Here is a 22,852-nt window from a genome sequence, read left to right on the forward strand (position 1 = left end):
CTCTTCTAAAGGCGGCTCCCATGCATGGCCGGAGGGCGGCCGCCCCCTACTCTGCGGCCATAGTCCCATCTCACCCTCCCTGAATGCTTTTTGTGGTTGTCCCCGCGCGGTTTTAAGTGCCGACCACTTTCAGATGCGGCGACGCATTGCCCTGCGGGCGCTGCTCCAGCAGCTTCATCGCGGCATCGACGCCGCCGGAGCGGTGCGGCACGCCCGCGACCGAAAGGCCCATCTCCACGCCGGTGAGCGCGCCGAGCAGCGTCAACGCGTTGCATTCGCCGAGATGGCCGATGCGGAAGACTTTGCCCGCGACCTTCGACAGGCCCGAGCCGAGCGACATGTTGTAATTGTCGAGCACGATCTTGCGGAATTGATCGGCGTCATGTCCCGGCGGCATCAGCACCGCCGTGAGCACCGGCGAAAATTCCGATGGCTCCTGGCAGAGGATTTCGAGGCCCCAATGATTGACGGCGGCACGGGTCGCAGCAGCCAGCCGCTGATGCCGCGCGAACACGTCGTCGAGCCCCTCTTCGAGCAACATCGCGATCGCCTCGCTCAGGCCGTAGAGCAGATTGGTTGCCGGCGTGTAGGGGAAGAAGCCGTTTGCATTGGGCTTGAGCATCTCCTCCCAGTCGAAATAGGAGCGCGGCATCTTGTTGGTCTTCGCCGCAGCGCGCGCCTTCTCCGAGATCGCGTTGAAGCCGAGGCCGGGCGGCAGCATGAAACCCTTCTGCGAGCAGCTGACGCTGACGTCGACCTTCCATTCGTCGTGGCGGTAGTCGACCGAGCCGAGCGAGGAGATGGTGTCGACCATCAGCAGCGCCGGATGCCCTGTACGATCGATCGCGGCGCGGATCTCGGCGATGCGGCTGGTCGCGCCGGTCGAGGTCTCGTTGTGCACGACCATCACGGCCTTGATCGCGTGGGCGGTGTCGTCAGTGAGTCTTGCCTCGATCACGGCCGGATCGGCGCCGCGGCGCCAGTCGCCGGGAACGAAATCGACCTCGATGCCGAACCGTCCCGCCATTTGGCGCCACAGGGTGGCGAAATGGCCGGTCTCGACCATCAGCACCCTGTCGCCCGGCGACAGCGTGTTGACGATCGCGGCCTCCCAGGCGCCGGTCCCCGACGAGGGGAAGATCACCACCGGGCCGGCGGTCTGGAAGATTTTCCGGCTGCCTTCGAGCACGGCCCGGCCGAGCTCGCCGAATTCCGCGCTCCGGTGGTCGATGACGGGCATGTCCATGGCGCGCAGGACGCGCTCGGGGACCGGGCTCGGGCCGGGAATCTGAAGGAAATGGCGTCCCTGATGCATGAAAACCTCCCCTGTCGGCGGATTCTGGTCGGCCTCCGAAGCCTATTTCGCATTCATTTTTTGTACTTTCAACCTAAATTTGGTATTCGATTGTGGACATCGACGCGACCAAACGAGCAAACTATTGTGCTGCAAATGAAATCCACGATTCCCGACACCGGGGTTCCGATTGCCCCGTCCGCCGCAAATGGCGGTGACCGCCAGGAGGCCTCGCTTCACGGCGAGATCCTGCTGCGGCTACGCGACTACGTGGTCGAGGGCAACATTCCGGACGGCGCCCGCGTTCCCGAGCGGCAGCTCTGCGAGATGCTCGGCATCTCCCGCACACCGCTGCGCGAGGCACTGAAAGTGCTCGCCGCAGAGGGGCTGATCGAGCTTCTCCCCAATCGCGGTGCGCGGGTCCGCCAACTCAGCCAGCGCGATCTCGAGGAGCTGTTCGACATCATGGCGGGGCTGGAAAGCCTGGCCGGGCGCCTCGCCTGCGAAGCCATCACAGATGCGGAAATCGCCGCGATCGAGCAGCTGCATTACGAGATGTACGGCCACTATCTGCATCGCGACATGCACGGCTATTTCCAGGTCAACCAGCGCATCCACGAAAGCATCGTCGCGGCCGCGCGCAACGAGACGCTGAAGACCGCGTACGCCAACTTTGCCGGGCGGATCCGCCGCGTCCGCTACTCCGCCAATTTCGCCCGCAAGCGGCAGCGCTGGGCGGAGGCGATGCGCGAGCACGAGGCCATCCTCGACGCGCTGCGCCGCCGTGCCGGCAGCGAGCTCAGCGACATCCTGTTCCAGCACCTGCGTAACAAGCGGGCGGCCGCGATCGAGCACCTGACCGAGCCCCAAGAGGGCGCTTCGGCCGCGCCGTGAGGGCAGCCGGGCTTGCTGATTTGCATTCATAATGTAATCGATCAGAAACAAGAATGAATACTCCAGTCCGGCCCGTAGGCCTCGCTGGACCAGTCCGGGACCAGGGATGACAAACGCCTCCTCGCTCGAACGGCGCCTGCGCGCGGAAATGACCGGCGACGTCCTGTTCGACGGTTTCAGCCGCGGCCGCTACGCCACCGACGCCTCGTTCTACCAGATCGTGCCCGCGGGCGTGGTTGTGCCCAAGACCATGGACGAGGCCTTGCGGGCGCTGGCAATCGCCCGGGACGACGGACGCAAGGTCACGCCGCGCGGCGGCGGCACCTCGCAATGCGGCCAGACCGTCAATGACGGCCTTGTGGTCGATCTCTCGAAGCATCTGACCCGGATCCTGTCGCTCGACGTCGAGGCCCGCACCTGCGTGGTCGAGCCGGGCATCGTGCTCGACGACCTCAACCGCCAGCTTAGGAAGCACGGCCTCTGGTTTCCCGTCGACGTCTCCACGGCATCGCGCGCGACCATCGGCGGCATGGCCGGCAACAATTCCTGCGGCGGCCGTAGCTTGCGCTACGGCACCATGCGCGACAACACGCTGTCGATGGAGGCCGCGCGCGCCGATGGCACGCTGAGCCGTTACGGCGAGGTGGCGCGCGATCTCTCTGATCTCGATGCGAACGACAGCGCCCGCGCCCTGTTCCGCGACATGCTCGATCTCGGCGCCCGCGAGGCCGAGGAGATCGCCGCGCGCTTCCCGAAGGTGCAGCGCCGAGTCGGCGGCTACAATCTCGATGCGCTGGTGCCGCGCAATGCGCGCAACAACATGGCGCATCTTCTCGTGGGCTCCGAGGGCACTCTCGCCTTTACCACCAAGGTCGAGCTGAAGCTGTGGCCGGTGATCCGCAACAAAGCGCTCGGCATCTGCCATTTCGGCAATTTTTACGAGGCGATGGACGCCGCCCAGCATCTGGTCAAGTTGAAGCCGATCGCGGTCGAGCTGGTCGATCGTACCATGCTCGCGCTCGGCCGCGACATCGCGATGTTCCAGCCGATCATCTCTGCTGCCATCAAGGGCGATCCGGATGCGGTGCTGGTGGTCGAATTCGCTGAAGAGGATCAGGCGGATAATCTCGTACGCCTGAAGCAGCTCGGCGAGCTGATGGGCGATCTCGGCTTCGGCTGGAACAACGACAAGCGCAAATGGGGCGGCGTGGTCGAAATCATCGAGCCTGCGCTGCAGAGTGGCATCGCCGATTTCCGCGCCGCCGGCCTCAATGTCATGATGTCGATGAAGCAGGAGGGCAAGCCGGTCTCCTTTGTCGAGGACTGCGCCGTGCCGCTGCCGCATCTCGCCGACTACACCGCGCGGCTGAGCGAGGTGTTCGCCAGGCACGGCACCAGCGGCACGATGTACGCCCATGCCTCCGAGGGCTGCCTGCATGTGCGACCGGTGTTGAATTTGAAGCTCGATAAGGACGTCAAGGCGATGCGCGCCATCGCCGAAGAGGCCTTCGAGTTGGTGCGCGAATACAAGGGCTCGCATTCCGGCGAACATGGCGACGGCCTGGTGCGCTCCGAATTCCACGAAACAATGTTCGGCGAGCGCCTGGTCGCCGACTTCCGCGAGGTGAAGCAGCGCTTCGATCCCGATGGCGTGCTCAACCCCGGCAAGATCGTCGACGCACCGAAGATGGACGATCGTTCGCTGTTCCGCTTCAAGCCTGGGTATCGCGTCGCTGAGCTCAAGACAAAACTCGACTGGTCCGCTTATCCCGGGGCCGGCGGCGGTTTTCAGGGCGCGGTCGAGATGTGCAACAACAACGGCGCCTGCCGCAAGCTTGAGGGCGGCGTGATGTGCCCGTCCTACCGCGCGACGCGCAACGAGAAGGACGTCACGCGAGGGCGCGCGAACACTTTGCGGCTCGCCATCTCCGGCCAGCTCGGCGAGGGCGCCTTGTCGTCGGACGAGATGATGGAGACGCTAAAGCTCTGCGTCTCCTGCAAGGCCTGTCGCCACGAATGCCCGACCGGTGTCGACATGGCCAAGATGAAGATCGAGGTGCTCGCCGCGCGTGCGGCGTCACACGGCCTGACCTTGCGCGATCGCCTGGTCGGCTACCTGCCGCGCTATGCCGGCCTCGCGTCGCGCTTCGCGCCGCTCGTCAACCTGCGCAATCACAGCCCGCTGCTGCGAAGACTGTTCGAGCGCTTCGCCGGCATCAGCGCGCGACGCGCCCTGCCCGCCTTCCGCAGTGATGTGTTCGTGCCGCCTGCGGACAGCGTGGGACCTGAAACCGGCCGCGAGGTCGTGCTGTTCGCCGACACCTTCAATCGTATCTATGAGCGCGAAAACCTCGAGGCCGCACTGCGCGTGCTCGCGGCCGGCGGCTATCGCGTGCACCTGCCGAAGCCCGCGAGCGGCGGCCGGCCGCTGTGCTGCGGCCGCACCTTCCTGTCCGCCGGCCTCGTCGACCAGGCCAAGGTCGAGCTCGATCGTCTCGTCGCCGCCTTCGCGCCCTTCGCCGCGCGCAGCGTGCCGATCGTCGGTCTCGAGCCAAGCTGCCTGCTGACCCTGCGCGACGAGCTGGCTTCACTGCGCAAGGACAACGATGCCAAGGCGGTCGGCGCCCATGCGCTGACCTTCGAGGAATTTCTGGTGCGCGAGGCCGAGGCGGGCCGGCTGCAACTGCCGCTCGGCACCGTCGCCGACAACGCCATGGTGCACGGCCATTGCCATCAAAAATCCTTTGGCGCCTTCAAGCCGGTCGAGCAGGTGCTGCGCCTCGTCCCCGGCCTTGCGGTCGAGACCATCGAGTCGAGCTGCTGCGGCATGGCCGGTGCGTTCGGTTATGGCGCGGACACCTACGACGCCTCGATCGAGATGGCCGAGCTGTCGCTGCTGCCTGCCGTGCGCCGCGCGGACCAGAATACGCTGGTCGTTGCCGACGGCACCTCCTGCCGGCACCAGATCCACGACGGCGCCCAGCGCGAGGCACTTCACGTCGCGCGTGTGCTGGCGATGAGCCTTGATCGTGCCAAAACCCAATCCACAACCACTCCCCTTGCAAAGGAAACCAGCCATGGCTGACCTCACCCTCGACACCGCCCGCAAGATCCTCGACGCCGCCTTCGCGAAATCCACCGAGCTGAAGCTGAAGCCACTCGTCGTCACCATCCTCGACGCCCGCGGCGTGCTCAAGATCGCCGCGGCGCAGGACGGCACCAGCCTGATGCGCGCGGAGATCGCGCACGGCAAGGCCTATGGCGCGCTCGCATTGGGCATGGGCTCGCGCGCTTTGTTCCAGCGCGCGCAGGAGCAGGCCTATTTCATCGACGCAGTGAACACCATCGCCAAGGGCGCGCTGGTCCCGGTCCCCGGCGGCGTGCTGATCATGGACGGCGCGACGCTGCTCGGCGCCGTCGGCGTCTCCGGCGACACGTCGGACAATGACGAGGCGTGTGCCGTGGCGGGCATCCAGGCCGCGGGGTTGAAAGCCAACGCGGGGTGAATCCTGTAGAGGTGGGTTGGACGGCGGCTGCGCGAAGCGCAGTCGCTGACGTAACCCACCACTTCTGTCACCGCGGAGACTAAAGAGGTGGGTTACGCCCTACGCGGCCACAACACTTTGCGCCACCCGACGAGCAAAACACGCTAGCCCTCGGTCAACCACCACCCATCAAAATATTCGCCTTTACAGAATTGCTGTTTTATCGCATTCTCCGCCCCATCTTGATCCGGCGAAAGGGGCGGTCGTACGTCGTCACGAACCGCGGATCGGGCTGCGGTGGACGCGAGCGGCGCCGATGCGGAACGTAGTGTGCAGGGCGGGATGAACCCCGTGAGCACATCGCGGACCGCGCACGACGGACGGCGCCGAATGCGTACGGCAAAACCGCGTGGTCCTGGCCGTCGTTGCTACGGTCAAGCCTTTGCGAATGCGGCATCGCCTCAACCGGGGAGATGTCCGTGATTTTCGCGAGGCGACGGAGGCAAGCAGGAATTCGTCTCCGGGGAGAGCGCGCATAAGCCGTCAAACCACTGCGCAGGGAAGGCCGGATGTCAGGCTGCCCTGTTTCTCTCCTGTGCATTGCGTGTGCAACGTTCTCGCACGGGAGTTATGCGGGGTGCCAGCCGGCACCCGGCCTTCCGTGCGCCCTTTCTCCGGAAAGGGCGTGAAAACGGAGAGCAAACCTCGGGCGGAATACGCCGCGAGAAGGCGAAGGCGTGTTTGCTGTTTGACAATCGAATCTAAGCTGGTGGAAGTCGCTCTCGTGCCCCGGACGCAGCGCAGCGCTTCTTCAGCGGTGCGCTGCAGAGCCGGGGCCTATCCCGCCGCGCTGTACCGAACTGCCTTCTGGGTCCCGGCTCTGCGCAGCAACGCAAGAGCGTTGCAGCGCGTCCGGGACACGAGAGCGGTGCGCCCTCACCGCCCCGTCCAAATCGGCTTGCGCTTTTCGCCGAACGCTTTCAGCCCTTCCTTGGCGTCCTCGGTCATGGCGAGCAGCGCGATCTGGCTTTCGGTGTAGGCGATGCTCTCGTCGAACGACATCGAGGAGATCGCGCGCATGGCGTATTTGCCGCGGCGGATCGCGGTCGGGGATTTGTCGACGATGCGGCCGATCAGCCAGTCGACCTTGGCGTCCAGCTCGGCCGTGGGCACGACATAATTGAGCAGGCCGGCTCCTTGCGCCGCTTTCGCGTCGAACGGCTCGCCGGTCAGCGCCCATTCGTTGACGAGCCGAGGCGGCGCGATCGACTGCAACAGGCTCAACACCTGCATCGGAAACACGCCGACCTTCACCTCCGGCAGGCCGAAGATGACGTGATCGGCGCCGACCGCCATGTCGGTCATGCAGAGCAGGCCCATGCCGCCGGCCATGCAGACGCCGCCGACGCGCGCGATCGCCGGCTTGGTCGCGTTCTGCGACAAACGCAGCAGATCGGCATAGTCGACATTTGGTTTGGAATGATCCATCGCGAAAGCCGCGCCGGAGTTCTGCAAATCCGCGCCGGCGCAGAACGCCTTCTCGCCCGCACCCGTCAGCACGATGATGCGGACATCCTTGTCGTCATGCGCGTCGCGATAGCCGCGTGCGATGCCGGCGATGACCTCGCCATTCAGTGCATTGCGTTTCTCGGGCCGGTTGATGGTGATCCAGAGCGCCTGCCCGCGCTTCTCAGTGATCACGGCTGTGGTGTCGGACATGGCGCACTCGCTTCCTTAGTTCCCGTTTTGCAGCCATTTGCGGCAGCACGGGCGGAAGGTGCAAGGGCAATCTGCGGCGAGCCGCCGCTTTAGCGCCTCGACACAAACTTGAAAGGCGAACGAAGCGCGAGCGCTCAGGCCGCGACCGCTTTCCTGATCCAGACCTTGTTGTCGTGGAAAGCGGCTCCGCCGATCGGCGCGATGGTGTCCGCGCCCGTCAACATGTTGATGCCGCGGTTACCGATATGGTTCTTGTTGGGATGAACCGACTCCGCGATCAGCACACCACGGCGCACGCCCTCGAACAGAATGGCAATCAGCGTGGTCTCGCCGCGGGTGTTGCCGAGCGTCACGGCGTCGCCGTCGGCGATGTCGAGCGCGGCCGCATCCAGGGGATGGATCATCACGCTCGCTTTGCCCTCGCGCGCCTGCGAGGACGGCGTCTCGTTGAAGGTGGTGTTGAGGAAGCTGCGCGACGGGCTGGTGGCAAGCCGGAACGGATGGGCCTGATCGGAGTGCTCGATCACCGCCCAATGGTCCGGCAGCGACGGCATCTTGTCGAAATCCCCCATCGTCTGGCCGAACGGCGGATGCGCCCAATCGGCTTTGAAGTGGAATTTCCTGTCGGCATGGGCGAAGCCGTCGAGATAATGCGAGGTGCGGAAGTCCGGTTGCAGGTCACGCCAGAGATCGGCTTCAAGGCCGGCAATGTCGCCGTGGTCGCTGAGCTTCAGCGTCGCGTCGATCAATTCGCGCGGCGTCAGCTCGAAGCCGGGATGCCTGGCGCCGAGCCGCGGCGCCAGCGCCTGCAGGACCTCATGGTTGGAGCGGCATTCGCCGGGCGGATTGATCAGCTTCGGCCCGACCGAGATGTGCTGGTGGCCGCCGCCGTAATAGAGATCGTCGTGCTCCATGAACATCGTCGCCGGCAGCACGATGTCGGCCATCTCGGCCGTCTCGGTCATGAACTGCTCGTGCACCGCGACGAACAAATCCTCGCGCGCAAAACCCTGCCGAACCAGCGCCTGCTCCGGCGCCACCGTCATCGGATTGGTGTTCTGGATCAGCAGCGCCTTGACCGGCCCCTTGCTGTGCAGGGCCTTGGAATCGCCGGTGAGAATGCGGCCGATCTGCGACTGGTCGAGCGCTCGGATAGTCTGGTCGATGGCGTCATGGCCTTCGATGATGGATTCGTTGAAGTGCCACAGCGCGTAATTGTTGAAGAAGGCGCCGCCGCCTTCATATTGCCAGGCGCCGGTCACCGCGGGAATGCAGTTCGCGGCATGCATCTGCGCCGCGCCGTTGCGCGAGCGGGTGAAGCCGTAGCCAAGCCGGAAGAAGGTGCGCTTGGTTTCGCCGACCAATTTGGCAAAGGCCTCGATCTCCGCCACCGGCACGCCCGAGATCGCGGACGCCCATTCCGGCGTGCGCGTCTTCAGATGCGCCTCGAGCTCGTCAGGGCAATCGGTGTACTTGTCCATATAGGCGCGGTCGGCATAGCCGTCGCGGAACAGGACATGCATCACGCCGCAGGCGAAGGCACCATCGGTGCCGGGCCGCAGGATGATCTTGATGTCGGCCTGCTTCATGGTCTCATTGTCGTAGATGTCGACCGCCGCGATCTTGGCGCCGCGCTCCTTCCGCGCACGTGCCGCGTGCGTCATCACGTTGACCTGCGTGTTGACGGGATTGGTGCCCCAGATCACGACGAGGTCGGAGAGTGCCATCTCGCGCGGATCGACGCCGGCGATCTTGCCAGTGCCGATCGCGAACCCGATACGCCCGACATTGGCGCAGATGGTCTGATAGAAGCGCGAATATTTCTTCACATGCGTGAGACGATTGAGGCCGTCGCGCATCACCAGCCCCATCGTGCCGGCGTAATAATAGGGCCAGATCGATTCTGCGCCGAACTCGCGCTCGGCCTGGTTGAAGCGATGCCCGATTTCGTCGAGCGCCTCGTCCCAGCTGATCCGCGCAAATTGACCGGAACCCTTCGGCCCGGTGCGGCGCATTGGATACATCAGCCGCTCGGGGTGATGGATGCGCTCGGCATAACGGGCAACCTTGGCGCAGACCACGCCGGCCGTATAGGTCTGCTTTTTGGAACCGCGGACGCGGCCGATGCTGCGTCCCTCGACGACTTCGATGTCGAGGGCACAGGCCGACGGGCAATCATGCGGGCAGGTGGAATGGCGGATTTCGATCTTGGCGTGCTGGTTCATGTCCAATTTGGTAACACCAAAATACCTGTCAGCCGAGCGTATTTATCCGGCAATGCCCATGCGATTTGCTCAGGCCGCCTGCGCTGCCGGTTCCTGCCGCAACCGCGAAGAGCGGCACCGCCACACCGCAAACCGCCCGATATTCCAGGCACCGTCGGCTTTGTGAGGCGTCGACAGTCCGCCTCCCCTGCCGCTACAGTGCCGGCCAACAAGAACGATATCAGGGAGGTGGGTGTGACGGCCCGACAATTTATGCTGGCGCTGGCCGCCGGCCTGCTCAGCGCATTCTCCGCAGCCCCGTCCCTGGCACAAGACTATCCCAACCACGCGGTCCGGATCGTCGTGCCCTTCGGCGCCGGCGGGCCGGCCGATGTCGCGGCCCGGCTGATCGGCAATGCGCTCCAGGAGAGTTTCGGCCAGCCCTTCGTGATCGAGAACCGAACCGGCGCGGGCGGCGTCATCGGCACGGTCGAAGCGGCGAAGTCGCCGGCCGACGGCTACACGCTGTTGATGATGTCCAACACCCAGACCGCAAACGAATCCCTGCTGACGCCGGATAAACGCAAATACGAGCTGATGCGTGACCTCGCGCCGATCACGCCGGTGAACTATTCCGATCTCGTCATCGTGGTGAACCCGCAAGTCGCAGCGAAGACACTGCTGGAGTTCGTCGCGCTCGCCAAGTCGCAGCCGGGCAAGTTGAACTACGCGTCCTCCGGCCAGGGCACGCCCTATCACATGGCCGGGGAGCTGTTCAAAGCCATGGCCGGCATCGACCTCGTGCACGTCCCCTACCGCAACAGCGGCGAGGCGCGCAGCGGCGTGATCGGCGGGCAGGTGCAGATGATGATCGACGCAGTGCCGGCGATGGCGCCTAATATCGGCGAGAACCAGGTCCGCGCGCTCGCGACCACTGGCAAGCAGCGCTCAGCGGTGCTGCCAAACGTACCGACGGCGATCGAGGCAGGCGTGGCAGGTTATGAAGCCACGATCTGGCTCGGCCTGATGGCGCCGGCCGGCACGCCGAAACCTGTCATCGACAAACTCAATGCCGCCGTGAACGCGATGGTGAAGCGCCCCGACATCATAAAGCTCTGGACCGAGCAGGGTGCCGTACCCATGTCGATGACGCCGGACCAATTTGAGAAATTCCTGCGCGGCGACATCGAAAAATGGGCCGACGTCGTCAAGAAGTTCGACAAGTCCTGAGGCTGTAGAGCGACAATGCCTACCATTCAATTCCAGCTCAACGGCGCGGCCACGTCCGTGGATGCCGCTCCCGATCGGACGCTACTCGATGTGCTGCGCGGCCCGCTCGGCGTCACAAGTCCGCATTTCGGTTGCGGAGCGGGCGAGTGCGGCGCCTGCTATGTCATGGTCGGCGACCGCGCGATGGCCTCCTGCGACTTGCCGATGTGGTCGGTCGCGGACAAGGACATCGTCACGGTCGAGGGCCTCGGCACGGCAGAGCAACCGCACCCGCTGCAACGTGCCTTTATCGCCGAACAGGCGATGCAATGCGGCTATTGCGTCTCCGGGATCCTGATCAGCGCGGCGGCGTTGCTGAAGCGCAATCCGTCGCCGACCGAGGCGGAGGTCAAAGCGGCGCTGGATCACAATCTGTGCCGCTGCGGATCGCACAACCGGATGGTCCGCGCCGTACTGCGGGCGGCGTCGCAGATGGCGGCATCATGAGTACGGCGTCCCCTGCCCCGACACTGCCGGTCAGCCTTGCGGCCAATCCAAAGCTGTCCTCCTGGGTGAGGCTCATCGGCGAAGGCCGTATCGCGATCTCGCCCGGCAAGGTCGAGATCGGTCAGGGCATCGTCACGGCGCTGGCGCAGATCGCCGCCGACGAGCTCGACGTCGATATCATCAGGATCGAGATGATCCGTGCCTCCACAGCGACCAGCCCGAACGAGGGCGTCACCTCGGGCAGCCTCTCAATCCAGCAGTCCGGCCGCGCGCTGCGCCACGCCTGCGCCGAGGTGCGCCAGCGCTTCCTCGTCGCGGCATCGGAACGTCTCGGTGTCGATGCGTCGCTGCTCGAGATCGATGACGGCACGATCTCGGGCCCCGGCAATGTCAGGACCAGCTATTGGGAGCTTGCCGGCGACGTCTCGCTCGACCACGACGCCAATGCGGGCGCGACAACGAAGAACTTCGCCAAACGCGCTATCGCCGGACATTCGGTCCAGCGCGTCGATATTCCCGACAAGGTGTTCGCACGGCCGCGCTTCATCCATGACCATGCGCTGCCGGGCCTGGTGCACGGACGCGTGTTGCGGCCGCACGTCTCGGGCGCCAAGCTGATCGCACTGGACGAAGCGGCCGCGCGCGCCGTTTCCGGCCTCGTCATGATCGTCCGCGACGGCGGCTTTGCCGGCGTGGTTGCGGACAGCGAGGCTGCGGCGGAAACCGCGCTGAAAGCCTTGCGCAAGGGCGCGACCTGGTCGGCCGGCGAACCGTTGCCCGATGAAAATGATCTGGCGGGCTTCCTGAAGAGCCAGCCGGTCGAGACTGATGTCATCGACACCAGGATGGCGGCAACGACAGGCAAGCCCATTCGGACTCTCCGCCGGCAATACACCCGCCCCTACATCGCGCATGCCTCGATCGCGCCTTCCTGCGCCATGGCACAATGGGCCGGCGACGATCGTGTCCACGTTTGGACGCACAGCCAGGGCGTTTACCTGCTGCGTGCCGATCTCGCGATCGTGCTCAAGCTGTCGGCCGAAAACATCGTGGTCGAGCACATGGAGGGTGCGGGCTGCTACGGGCACAATGCCGCCGACGATGTCGCGCTCGATGCCGTGCTGCTGGCGAAAGCGGCGGGCGGCCGTTCGGTGCGGGTGCAGTGGTCGCGCCACGACGAGATGGCCCACGCGCCGTTTGGCGCAGCGATGGCGATCGAGGTCGAGGCTGATCTCGACGTGGACAACGAGATCGTCGGCTGGCGCCATGCGATCTGGAGCAACGGCCACGCGGCGCGACCGGGGCGCGCAGCACAGCCCGCGCTGCTAGCCGCGACCGAGATTGCGAACCCCTACCCGCGCATGATCTCGACCAACCCGCCCGCTGCCAACGGCGGCGGCGGCGATCGGAACTCCATTCCGCTCTACGACCTCCCCGCCTGGACGGTTACGAGCCACCGGCTGCTGACCATGCCGGTGCGGACCTCGGCGCTGCGGACACTCGGCGGACAAGGCAATGTGTTCGCCATCGAGTCCCTGCTCGACGAGATCGCCGCCCTGCGCGGCGAGGATCCGATCGCGTTCCGCTTGCGTCGTCTGCGCGACGAGCGGGCGAAGGACGTCATCCGCGCCGCGGCGCGACGCGCGCAGTGGAAACCGCAGAAGCAGTACGGCACGGGCCACGGCGTCGGCTTCGCCCGCTACAAGAACACAGGGGCCTATTGCGCCGCGATTGCCGAGATCGAAGGCACTGATGACATCCGCGTCAAGCGGCTGACGCTTGCGGTCGATGTCGGCGAGGCCGTCAATCCGGACGGTGTCATCAACCAGATCGAGGGTGGCGCGATCCAGGCGACAAGCTGGGTGCTGAAGGAACGTGTCCGCTTCGACCGGACGCGGATCACATCGGCGTCCTGGACCGACTATCCGATCCTGACCTTCAGCGAGGTGCCGGCGGTGGATGTCGAGATCATCCAGCGGCCGGAAATCGAGCCGGTCGGCGCCGGCGAGGCCGCCCACGGCCCGGTGACGGCGGCGATCGCGAATGCCGTTTACGATTGCCTCGGCGTGCGCGTGCGCGACCTGCCGATCACCCGTGACAAGATCATTGCTGCCATGGAGCTAGCATCGTGACGACAGTGAACATTTTGAGCGGAGGCGCGGCCCAAGGCCTGGTACGCGGCCTCAGCGAGCCTTTCAAGGCGCAGACCGGCCTCGGCATCGACGGCGAGTTCGGCGCGGTCGGCATCATGGCCGACAAGCTGCGCGCGGGGACGGCCGCCGATCTCGTCATCCTGACGCAGGCGCTGCTTGCAAAGCTCGCGGAGGAGAAGTTCGTCACCCCCTCCTCCATCGCAGATGTCGGATGGGTCGAGACCGCACTCGCGGTCCGCAGCCGCGATCCCAAGGTGACGGTGAAGACCGAGGCCGATTTGCGCGAAGTGCTGCGCAGCGCCGACGCAATCTTCGTCCCGGATACCAGAGCCTCGACAGCGGGACAGCACGTCGCAAAAGTCCTGGATCAGCTCGGCATCGCCTATGAGGTTGCTTCGCGCCTCAAGATTTTTCCCAATGGCGCGGCCGCGATGCGGGAGCTTGCGTCATCGACTGCGACGCGTCCGATCGGTTGCACCCAGGCGACCGAGATCATCGCGACCGACGGCATCGCGCTATCAGGGGCGCTGCCGCCGGGCTGCGAGCTCGTGACGATGTACACGGCCGGCGTGACCACGCGGGCCACGCATCCGCACGATGCGGCCGCGCTGATCGCGTTGCTGACCGGCGCAGACCACAAGGAGCTGCGCCAGCGTGCAGGCTTCACCGGCTAGATAACCGCCCTATTTGTGCAGCTGGGTGAGGCCGGTCGGCGGCCCGTCGACCGCGGTCCAGCCGCCATCGACGAACAGCGTGCTGCCGCTGACATAGCTTGCGGCGTCCGAGGCGAGATAGGCGACGGCGGTCGCGACCTCGTCGGCGCTGCTCCAGCGGTTGAACACGGTGTGGCCGGCGTAGAGATTATAGATGTCGGGACGCTGCTTGAACGGGCCGGTCAGCGCGGTCTCGGCGATGCTTGGCGCGATCGCATTGACGCGCACGCCGGCATGGCCGACCTCGGAGGCAAACCCCTTCACCAGCAGGCCGATGGCCGCCTTGGTCGAGCCGTAGACGCCCAGGCCCGGCTCGATGGTCACCGCACGCACCGAGGAGCAGGCGATGATGCTGCCGCCTTTCTGCTCGACCATGATGCGGCCAAACGCCTGGAAGAACCAGACCGTGCCTTTGACGTTGAGGTTGAGGACGCGGTCGAGATCCTCCTCGGTATAGTCGAGGATGGTCTTGCGGATGTTGAGCCCGGGCGTCGTCACCGCAATGTCGAGCCGCGGAAATTTCTGCATCACGGTCTTGGCCAACGCATTGACGTCCGCAGCGCTCGCGGCGTCACACGCAGCCGCCTCGGCCCAGCCGCCCTTGTCGCGAATGCCGGCGGCGGTCGCTTCGGCGGCATCAAGCGCCCGATCGGCGCAGACGACACGGGCGCCGAGCCCGGCCAGCGCCTCGGCTGACGATTTGCCGATGCCCGATGCGGCGCCGAGCACCACGGCGGTCTTGCCGGTGAGATCGAAGAGCTTGCGATAGTCAGTCACGAACGAATTCTCCTGTGTTGCTGCTATCCCTTGTAGCCCATCAGCAGGCGGGGCAGCCACAGCGAGAAGGCGGGGATGTAGGTCACGAACATCAGAGCTGCGATCAGGGCGGCGTAGAACGGCAGGATGGTGCGCATCACCGCGCCCACCGAGATGCCGCCGATGGCGCAGCCCACGAACTGCGTGGTTCCGACCGGCGGGGTGTTCAGTCCCAGCGCGCAGTTGATCAGCATCAGCATGCCGAACTGCACCGGATCCATGCCCGCCTTCATCGCGATCGGCAGGAAGATCGGCGTGCAGATCAGGATGGTCGCGGCCATGTCCATGAACGTGCCGAGCACGAACAGGATGACGTTGATGAGCAGGAAGATGACCCAGGGCTGCGTCGAGACCTTGCTCATCATGTCGCCGGCGAAGTCGGCCACCTCGTATAGTCCCATCAGATACTGGAACATGGTGGAGACGCCGATCAGCAGCAGCACCACGCCCGTCGTCTTCACCGCCTTGGCCGCAGCGCGCAGGAAGTTCGGCAAGGTCATTGTGCGGTAAATGAAGAACGTCAGCAGGATCGTATAGGTGACCGCGACGGCCGCGGATTCGGTTGCCGTGAACACGCCCGAGAGGATGCCTGAGAGGATGATGCCGACGATCAGAAGGCCAGGCAGAGCGGCCGCAAACGAGCGAAAAACCGCGGGCCAGCCCGGGAACTTGCCGGCCGGATAGCCTCGCTTCACCGCGACCCCGTAGGCGGCGGCCAGCATGCACACCATCAGCACGAGCGCCGGCAGCAGGCCGGCGGCGATCAGCGCGCCGATCGATACCTTGCCGCCGGCGGCGAGCGCATAGATGATCATGTTGTGACTGGTCGGCATCAGCGCTCCGACCAGCGAGGCATGGGTGGTGACGTTGACGGCGTAGTCGGTGTCGAAGCCTTCCTTTTTCATCATGGGGATCATCACGGCCCCCATTGCCGACACGTCGGCCACGGGCGAACCGGAGACGCCGCCGAACAGCGTGCAGGCGACCACGTTCGACATGCCGAGCCCGCCGCGGATGTGCCCGACGAGATTCTTGGCGAGCTGCACGATTTTGTCGGCGACGCCGCCATGCAGCATCAGCTCACCGCTGAAGACGAAGAACGGGATGGCGAGGAAGGAGAAGATGTTCATCCCCGACATCATCTGCTGGAAGATGACGGCGACCGGCAGGCCTTCGTAGAGGATGGTGCAAATCGCCGAGAGACCGATCGCGAAGGCAACGGGTACACCGATGACGAGAAAGCCGAAGAAAGTGGCGCCGAGAATGATCAATTCCATGAGGGGACGACCTCTTCGCCGCGCAGGAGAGCAATGATGTGCTCGATTGAAAAGGAAACGATCAAAACGCCGGAGGCGATCAGCGGCACGTAGCGGATGACCTCCGGCAGGCCGAGATTGGGAATCTTCACCGTTCCGACCGACGCCCCGAGGATCCAGCCGTTGTAGGCCATCGCAATGCCGAACACGGCCACCAGGACGTGGATCACGAGTTCGATCTTCTCACGGACTTGATCAGGAAGCATCACCAGCAAGCTGTCCATTCCGATGTGTCCGGCATCGCGTACGCCGACAGCGGCGCCGATCAGCGTGACATACAGGATCAGAACCAGCGCGAGGTTCTCCGTCCAGGTCGGGCTGGAATTCAGCACGTAACGTCCGAACACCTGGTAGAACACGATGGTGACGATAACGAGCAGTCCGGTCACGGACACATACATGCCCAGCCGAGCGACGACGGCGTTGATCCGCGACAGCAAGCCGGTCGACGGTCGTCCGGCGACTTCCTGCTCGTGGCTTGCGACGTGAGGGTCTGTCATCAGCTCTCCTTGCGGGGCCCGGTGTCGCCATGCGGCGACGCCGGACCGACGCTATGGTCTTACTTCGTGTCCTGGATCCGCTTGACGAGGCCCTTCAGCTTCTCGTCGCCGGCGAACTTGTCGTACACCGGCTTCATCGCATCGACGAATTCCGCCTTGTTGGCGATCGTCACGACCTGAACGCCGGCCGCCTCGACCGTCTTGCGGGACGCCTGCTCACGCTCGTCCCAGAGCTTGCGCATGACGGGCACCGATTCCTTGGCCGCCTTGCGGACCATCGCCTGATCTTCCTTGCTCAGCGTGTCCCAGACCGTCTTGGACATCACGAGAACTTCGGGCGCCAGGGAGTGCTCGGTGACGTTGTAGAACTTGGCGGCCTCGAAATGGCGCGAGGATTCGTAAGAGGGCCAGTTGTTCTCGGCAGCGTCCACCAGACCCGTCTTGAGCGCGGTGTAAACCTCGCCATACGGCATCGGCGTCGGGTTGGCCCCGAGGCTCTGGATCATGCCGACCCACAGGTCGGATTGCTGGACGCGGATCTTCAGTCCCTTGAGGTCGGCGAGCGACTTGATCGGTGCCTTAACGGTGTAGATGGACCGGGCGCCGCTGTCATAATAGGCGAGGCCGATCAGGCCTGCGGGCGCCATAGCCGCCAGGATCTCGTCGCCGATGGGCCCGTCAAGGACCGTGCGCATGTGCTGCGTGTCCCGGAAGATGAAGGGCAGGCACAACGCGATGGTTTCCGGCACGAAGTTGTTCAAGGGCGACGCGTTGATCCGCATCATGTCGAGTGCGCCGATCTTGAGCTGCTCGATGGTGTCCTTCTCGGAGCCCAGGGCTCCGTTGGGAAACACCTTCACACCAAGCTTGCCGCCGCTCGCCGTCGCGAGCTGCTTGCCCATGAACTTGACGGCCTCGACGGTCGGATAATCAGCGGGATGGATGTCGGCGGAACGGAAATCGCGTGCGGTCGCCAAGGGGGCTGAGACCGCGAGCAGAGCGGCTGTAATGATGCCGGTGAGTGTCTTCATCTGGGCTTCCTCCTGAGGTGATTATATCGTTGGGCAGATGCTGTGGGCCGCCTTGGGTCGCTCCACTTCAGGTGTGAAGTCAAGCGCCATTGTCGTCCGTAGGGCGGGCGGCATTCTGAGTCCAAGCCAAATCCGGCATCGATCAATGCTAGAGTTGCATCGATGGATCAAGCGGGTTCGGAGAGGCAATCTGGGAATAGCCAGCTTTTTCCGAAACCATCTGGCCGCCTGCCGCGGGAAACGTTCACGCGCGTCGCTTGACGCCTCCGGTGCGGCCCCTCCAAGATGCTTCGAAACAAAACGGACCGTCCCGAGGAACACCCATGCCGCGGAAGCTGATCGACATCTCCGTGCCGCTCAGAAACGACGTGACGGCCGATCCCCCGGGCAATCACCCGACGATCCAGTATATCGATCACCAGCAAGGCCTGCCGCGCATGCTGCAGTTCTTCGACGGCCTCAAGGCGCAAGACCTGCCGGACGGCCAGGGCTGGGCCGTCGAGCAAGTCTCGCTGTCGACCCATAACGGCACGCATCTCGATGCGCCCTGGCACTTCCATCCGACCATGAATCGCGGCGAGCGGTCATGGACGATCGACGAGGTGCCGCTGGAATGGTGCTTTCAGCCCGGCGTGAAGCTCGACTTCCGGCATCTGCCCGACGGTTATGTAGCGAGCGTCGACGACGTCGAGAAGGAGTTGAGCCGGATCGGGCACACGCTGTCGCCGCTGGAGATCGTCGTCGTCAACACGAGCGCCGGCGCCAAATTCGGCCGCGCCGAATACGTCAACTCCGGTTGTGGCATGGGCTATGAGGCCACCATGTATCTGCTCGAACGCGGCGTGCGGCTGACCGGCACCGACGGATGGAGCTGGGACGCGCCATTCGTCTATACCGCGAAGAAATATGCGGAAACAAAAGATGCCGGCCTGATCTGGGAAGGCCACAAGGCGGGACGGCACATCGGCTATTGCCATCTCGAGAAGCTGCACAATCTCGACCAGCTGCCCTCGACCGGGTTCACGGTGTCATGCTTTCCGGTGAAGATCGAGCGTGCCTCCGCAGGCTGGACCCGCGCAGTCGCAATCATCGACAGCTAGTTACCGTCGAGGCCGCTCTCGGCGAGTTCGCGCAAGGCATCAATGTCGAGCACGACGATGGCGCCGTGCTCGAGGCGAACCCAGTTGCGACCTGCCCAGACGCGCAATTGCTTGTTGATGCTCTCGCGCGTCATCCCCACCATCTCGCTGATCTCCTGCTGCGTGATGGTGAGCGTGCCGCTGCCGGAGTCGAGCTTGCGCTCCTCAGTGAGACCGAGCAGCGCGCTCGCGAGCCGACCCGGTAGATCTTGCAGGATCACCTGCTCGACTTGCTGGCTGGTCCAGCGCAAGCGCGCGCAGAGCAGCTCGATGAATTTCATCGCCAGCGCCGGCTGGCTCTTCACGAACGGCAGGAAGTCCCGGCGGTCGATGATGTAGAGCTCGCAATTGGTGTTGGCGGTCGCGTCGGCCGACCTTGGCGCGCCGTCAAGCACGGCGATCTCGCCAAAGATTTCTCCAGGACCGATCAGGTTGAGAATGGCATTCCGCCCATCAGGCGACGAAGAGGAAATCTTCACTGTCCCGGCGATCACCGCGAACAAATTGTTTCCGGGATCGCCCTTGGCGGCGATCGTCGCACCGCGCTTCACCATGGTGTGCTTGGCGTAGCGGCAGAGCTGATCAAGCGCGTCCGGCTCCAGATCCGCGAAGATCGGGTGCTTGCGCAGGACCGATAGTTTGTTGCCCGCCGACTGTCGCGGGTCGCCGGTCTTGTCCTGAGGCACGCCGCGGGGCTCCTAAGACTGCAAGGCACTGAAGTTCCTGCGTAGTCAACGTTATCAGGCTTTTCAACCAGAAAGCACGCGCGCATCTGTAGGCAAATGCCGCGAAAATGCGGCAGTCGGGCCCCAAGTCGGCATCCGAAGGATGCGCCGATGCATTTGATAGATGCAGAGTTGCAGGTAACGCAATTCTTATTGCGTTGAGACGCTGCCGAACGCCCGGAGCTGGCCCGGGTGAGCATCGCGATTTGGCGCGCCAGATCAGACGATGATCGCGCGAGGGTCTGCGAGAGCGCTGTGGACAGAAGGTCAGGCCGCGGCCAGAGCCTCGACGCCGGCCGTCGGGCAGCAGCTTGTATAGCCGCATGACGCCCTCGAGGAGATTGTAGAACGAGGTTGTGATGTCCTCCTCGGAGAACACGTCTCGCCGGAGGCAAAATGGACGCGACGTCCGAGATGCTCAGAGTTTCAGCCTGACGTCGCAAATATCGGGCTCGGCGGGATCCGGCCTCACCTCGAAGCCGAGCTGGCGACACATCTCAAGCATCGTGGTGTTCTCCCTGAGAACATCACCGGAGATCGCTTTGAGCCCTTCCGACTTCGCGTAGTCGATGATCAGTTGCATCAGCGCCCAGCCCAGCCCCCTGCCCTTGAGATCGGACCGCAGCAGGATCGCGTATTCGCCGCTCTCGTAGATCGAGTCCGAATGGAGCCGGACCACGCCCACCATCTCGCCGGTCGCCTCGTCGAATGCGATAAATGCCATCGCGCGCGCATAGTCGAGCTGGGTCAGGCGCGCGATGAACTCGTGGGTGAACTCCTTCATCGGCGCGAAGAAACGCAGGCGAAGGTCGTGCGCCGTGACGTGACGCAGGAATTCGTGGATGGTCGGTTCGTCTTCGGGACGCAAGGGCCGCACGAAGATGCGCCAGCCGTCCTTGAGCTCGAGGCGGCGTTCCCATTGCGACGGATAGGCCCGAACGGCGAAGTTGGCAGGACCTGAGCCGGCAAACTTCCGTTGCGGCGGCCCGACCGCGACGCGGGCATCGACCGCGGTGATGCCGGTTTCATCCGCGAGCAGCGGATTGATGTCGAATTCGCGGATCTCGGGAATGTCGGCGGCCATCTGCGCCAGCTTGACCAGGACCATGGCGACGGCGTCGGGCTTCACCGCCGGCACGTCCCGGTAAGCGCGAAGCAGCCGTGACACGCGCGTGCGGTCGATCAGGTCGCGGGCCAGTTGCAGATCGAGCGGCGGCAGCGCAAGCGCCCTGTCGTCGATGATCTCGACCGCGATCCCGCCGCGGCCGAAGACAACGACGGCGCCGAAGGTGGGGTCGTCGGCGAGGCCCAGGATCAGCTCGCGCGCCTTCGCCTTGACGACCATCGCCTGCACGATGACGCCCTCGATGCGAGCTTCGGGACGCAGCTTCCTTGCCCGAGCGATAATGTCGGTGGCAGCGGTGCGCACCGCCTCGGGCACGGTCAGATTGAGCACGACGCCGCCAACATCGGATTTGTGGACGATGTCGCGCGACATGATTTTCAGCACGACGGTGGCGCCTTGCGCGAAGATTTCTTTCGCGTAGGCTACCGCCTGCTCGACATCAGTGGCGGCATAGGTCGGAACCATTGCGATGTCATAAGCCTCCAGCAGAAGCTTGATCTCGACGGGTTCGAGCCATTCGCGACCGTCGGCGATCGCAGACGTAACAATCTGCCTGGCAGCCAGGGCGTCAGGCGCGAACGTATCGGGCATCGCCGGAGGAACCTGGCTCAGCTCCTCCACGACTTCGCGATGCCTCACGAGGTACATGAAGCCGCGTACCGCGTCGTCTTCGGTTGGATAGTTCGGAATGCCGGCGCCAGACAGTGTTTCGATGATGTTCTGGTCTGCTCCGATCCACGAGGCGAGCACGGGCTTGGCCCAACTGCGGTGCTTCTGGCGATATGCCTTGACGCGTTCGGTCACCATCGTTGCGATATCGGCAGCCGAGGCGATCGCTGTCTGCACATTGAGGACCAGGACAGCGTCATTGCCGGAATCGGCGAGCAGCACCTCCAGCGCCGCCGCATAGCGCGACGCATCGGCGTCGCCCACGATGTCGACGGGATTAGCGCCGGACCAGGTCGGCGGCAGCGCATCATCGAGCTTCTTGCAGGCCTCCGCCGAGATGCCCGCCGGAATGCCGCCGAGTTCGACCAATCGGTCAATGGCGAGGACGCCGATGCCGCCGCCATTGGTCAGGATGGCGAGGCGCTTTCCGGCCGGGGATTCGACGCGGCCGAGCGTCTCGGCGCAATCGAACAGCTCGCGCAGATCGGAGACCCGCAGGACGCCCGCGCGGCGGAACGCCGCGTCATAGACGGCGTCGGCGCCCGCGAGCGCACCGGTGTGGGTGGCTGCCGCCCTCGCGCCCTGCGCCATGCGGCCGGATTTGACCACGACGACCGGCTTCACGCGCGCCGCGGCGCGCGCTGCCGACATGAACTTCCGCGCGTCCTTGATGGCCTCGATATAGAGCAGGATCGCACGAGTCTTGTGATCCATCGCGAAATAGTCGAGCAGATCGGCAATATCGACGTCAATCTGATTGCCGATCGAGATGATGCCGGAGAAGCCGACGCCGCGCTGCGCGGCCCAATCGACCATGCCGGCCGCGATGGCACCCGATTGCGAAATCAGCGCGAGATTTCCCGCCCCCGGCATGTGCGCGGCAAAACTCGCATTGAGGCTCACGCCGGGCATCATGATGCCGAGGCAGTTCGGCCCGATCAGCCGCATGCCGAATTTGCGTGCCGCCGCGATGGCGGCCTCGTGCGGGGACCCCGGTCCGTGACCGAGCCCGGCCGAGACGATCAGCGCGCCCGCCGAGCCGCGACGGCCGGCTTGATCGATAATGTCGGGAACCGCGCGCGCCGGCGCGGTGATGACCACGAGTTCGGGCACGAACGACAGTTTGTCGAGGCTGTCCACCGCCGCGACGCCGCCGATCTCGGCATGGCGCGAATTGACGAGGCCGAACTGGCCCGTGAATTCAGCCTTCCGAATGTTCTCCAGAATGGCGCGTCCAACGGAGACCGGGCGGGCGCTCGCACCGACGAGCGCAACGGAACGCGGCGACAGCAGGTTCTTCAGACGATAAGTTGACATGAAAGCAAATGCGCCCGGTCGGTGGCGGTTCCGAT

The 22,852-nt window shown here is 64.7% G+C and carries 17 protein-coding genes and 1 pseudogene; 8 read left to right on the plus strand and 10 right to left on the minus strand.

Annotated elements, in window-relative coordinates; genetic code table 11:
- Positions 1-112 precede the first annotated feature (112 nt).
- Complete coding sequence (locus IVB27_RS11895; protein WP_247443749.1) at positions 113-1,315, minus strand: pyridoxal-phosphate-dependent aminotransferase family protein; 1,203 nt, start codon at positions 1,313-1,315, stop codon at positions 113-115.
- A gap of 135 nt (positions 1,316-1,450) precedes the next feature.
- Here IVB27_RS11895 and IVB27_RS11900 point away from each other — a divergent pair, with 135 nt between their 5' ends.
- From IVB27_RS11900 to IVB27_RS11910, 3 genes are all read left to right on the plus strand, one after another.
- Entirely contained in the window at positions 1,451-2,188 is a 738-nt protein-coding gene (locus IVB27_RS11900; RefSeq protein WP_247443751.1) for a GntR family transcriptional regulator, read from the plus strand.
- Between the two features lie 106 nt (positions 2,189-2,294).
- Positions 2,295-5,273 (plus strand): FAD-binding and (Fe-S)-binding domain-containing protein, encoded by a 2,979-nt coding sequence (locus tag IVB27_RS11905; RefSeq protein WP_247443753.1) that lies wholly within the window; start codon positions 2,295-2,297, stop codon positions 5,271-5,273.
- A complete protein-coding gene (locus IVB27_RS11910) occupies positions 5,266-5,694 on the plus strand; it encodes a GlcG/HbpS family heme-binding protein (protein ID WP_247443755.1) in 429 nt (142 codons plus the stop codon). The genes IVB27_RS11905 and IVB27_RS11910 overlap by 8 nt, the downstream gene beginning before the upstream one ends.
- Before the next feature lie 915 nt (positions 5,695-6,609).
- Here the strand turns inward: IVB27_RS11910 and IVB27_RS11915 are convergent.
- A complete protein-coding gene (locus IVB27_RS11915) occupies positions 6,610-7,392 on the minus strand; it encodes an enoyl-CoA hydratase/isomerase family protein (protein ID WP_247443756.1) in 783 nt (260 codons plus the stop codon).
- A 134-nt stretch (positions 7,393-7,526) separates the two neighbouring features.
- Positions 7,527-9,617, minus strand: a complete 2,091-nt coding sequence (locus IVB27_RS11920; protein WP_247443758.1) for a molybdopterin-dependent oxidoreductase — start codon at positions 9,615-9,617, stop codon at positions 7,527-7,529.
- A 252-nt stretch (positions 9,618-9,869) separates the two neighbouring features.
- Between IVB27_RS11920 and IVB27_RS11925 the strand changes: the two genes are divergently transcribed.
- From IVB27_RS11925 to IVB27_RS11940, 4 genes are read left to right on the plus strand one after another with little or no spacing between them, the layout of a single operon-like run.
- Positions 9,870-10,826: a tripartite tricarboxylate transporter substrate binding protein gene (locus IVB27_RS11925; RefSeq protein ID WP_247444026.1), complete on the plus strand. Its 957-nt coding sequence runs from the start codon at positions 9,870-9,872 to the stop codon at positions 10,824-10,826.
- 15 nt (positions 10,827-10,841) lie between these two features.
- Positions 10,842-11,312, plus strand: a complete 471-nt coding sequence (locus IVB27_RS11930; RefSeq protein WP_247443760.1) for a (2Fe-2S)-binding protein — start codon at positions 10,842-10,844, stop codon at positions 11,310-11,312.
- Positions 11,309-13,444 (plus strand): xanthine dehydrogenase family protein molybdopterin-binding subunit, encoded by a 2,136-nt coding sequence (locus IVB27_RS11935; RefSeq protein WP_247443762.1) that lies wholly within the window; start codon positions 11,309-11,311, stop codon positions 13,442-13,444. The genes IVB27_RS11930 and IVB27_RS11935 overlap by 4 nt, the downstream gene beginning before the upstream one ends.
- On the plus strand, positions 13,441-14,139 hold the full coding sequence (locus tag IVB27_RS11940; protein ID WP_247443764.1) for a molybdate ABC transporter substrate-binding protein: 699 nt from the start codon (positions 13,441-13,443) through the stop codon (positions 14,137-14,139). Before IVB27_RS11935 ends, IVB27_RS11940 begins: the two co-directional genes overlap by 4 nt.
- Before the next feature lie 9 nt (positions 14,140-14,148).
- On the opposite strand, the gene IVB27_RS11945 is transcribed toward IVB27_RS11940, so the two are convergent.
- Genes IVB27_RS11945 through IVB27_RS11960 form a run of 4 tightly spaced genes read right to left on the minus strand, consistent with a single transcriptional unit; the run spans position 14,149 to position 17,841 of the window.
- Positions 14,149-14,955, minus strand: coding sequence for an SDR family NAD(P)-dependent oxidoreductase (locus IVB27_RS11945; RefSeq protein ID WP_247443765.1), 807 nt, complete (start codon positions 14,953-14,955; stop codon positions 14,149-14,151).
- A gap of 23 nt (positions 14,956-14,978) precedes the next feature.
- Complete coding sequence (locus IVB27_RS11950; protein ID WP_247443766.1) at positions 14,979-16,271, minus strand: TRAP transporter large permease; 1,293 nt, start codon at positions 16,269-16,271, stop codon at positions 14,979-14,981.
- Positions 16,262-16,810, minus strand: coding sequence for a TRAP transporter small permease (locus IVB27_RS11955; protein WP_247443767.1), 549 nt, complete (start codon positions 16,808-16,810; stop codon positions 16,262-16,264). Before IVB27_RS11955 ends, IVB27_RS11950 begins: the two co-directional genes overlap by 10 nt.
- 59 nt (positions 16,811-16,869) lie before the next feature.
- Entirely contained in the window at positions 16,870-17,841 is a 972-nt protein-coding gene (locus tag IVB27_RS11960; RefSeq protein ID WP_247443768.1) for a TRAP transporter substrate-binding protein, read from the minus strand.
- A gap of 323 nt (positions 17,842-18,164) precedes the next feature.
- Between IVB27_RS11960 and IVB27_RS11965 the strand changes: the two genes are divergently transcribed.
- Positions 18,165-18,941 (plus strand): cyclase family protein, encoded by a 777-nt coding sequence (locus IVB27_RS11965; RefSeq protein WP_247443769.1) that lies wholly within the window; start codon positions 18,165-18,167, stop codon positions 18,939-18,941.
- On the opposite strand, the gene IVB27_RS11970 is transcribed toward IVB27_RS11965, so the two are convergent.
- The 3 genes and pseudogenes from IVB27_RS11970 to IVB27_RS11975 form a co-directional block, all read right to left on the minus strand.
- Positions 18,938-19,666 (minus strand): Crp/Fnr family transcriptional regulator, encoded by a 729-nt coding sequence (locus tag IVB27_RS11970; protein ID WP_247350731.1) that lies wholly within the window; start codon positions 19,664-19,666, stop codon positions 18,938-18,940. The two genes, IVB27_RS11965 and IVB27_RS11970, sit on opposite strands and share 4 nt — an antisense overlap.
- 307 nt (positions 19,667-19,973) lie before the next feature.
- Positions 19,974-20,125 (minus strand): annotated as a pseudogene (locus IVB27_RS43270) (cyclic nucleotide-binding domain-containing protein); the annotation flags it as partial.
- Complete coding sequence (locus IVB27_RS11975; protein ID WP_247443770.1) at positions 20,124-22,817, minus strand: bifunctional acetate--CoA ligase family protein/GNAT family N-acetyltransferase; 2,694 nt, start codon at positions 22,815-22,817, stop codon at positions 20,124-20,126. The gene IVB27_RS11975 and the pseudogene IVB27_RS43270, both read right to left, overlap by 2 nt.
- Between the last annotated feature and the right edge of the window lie 35 nt (positions 22,818-22,852).

This window comes from Bradyrhizobium sp. 197, assembly GCF_023073375.1.
In the GTDB taxonomy this organism is placed as follows: Bacteria; Pseudomonadota; Alphaproteobacteria; order Rhizobiales; family Xanthobacteraceae; genus Bradyrhizobium.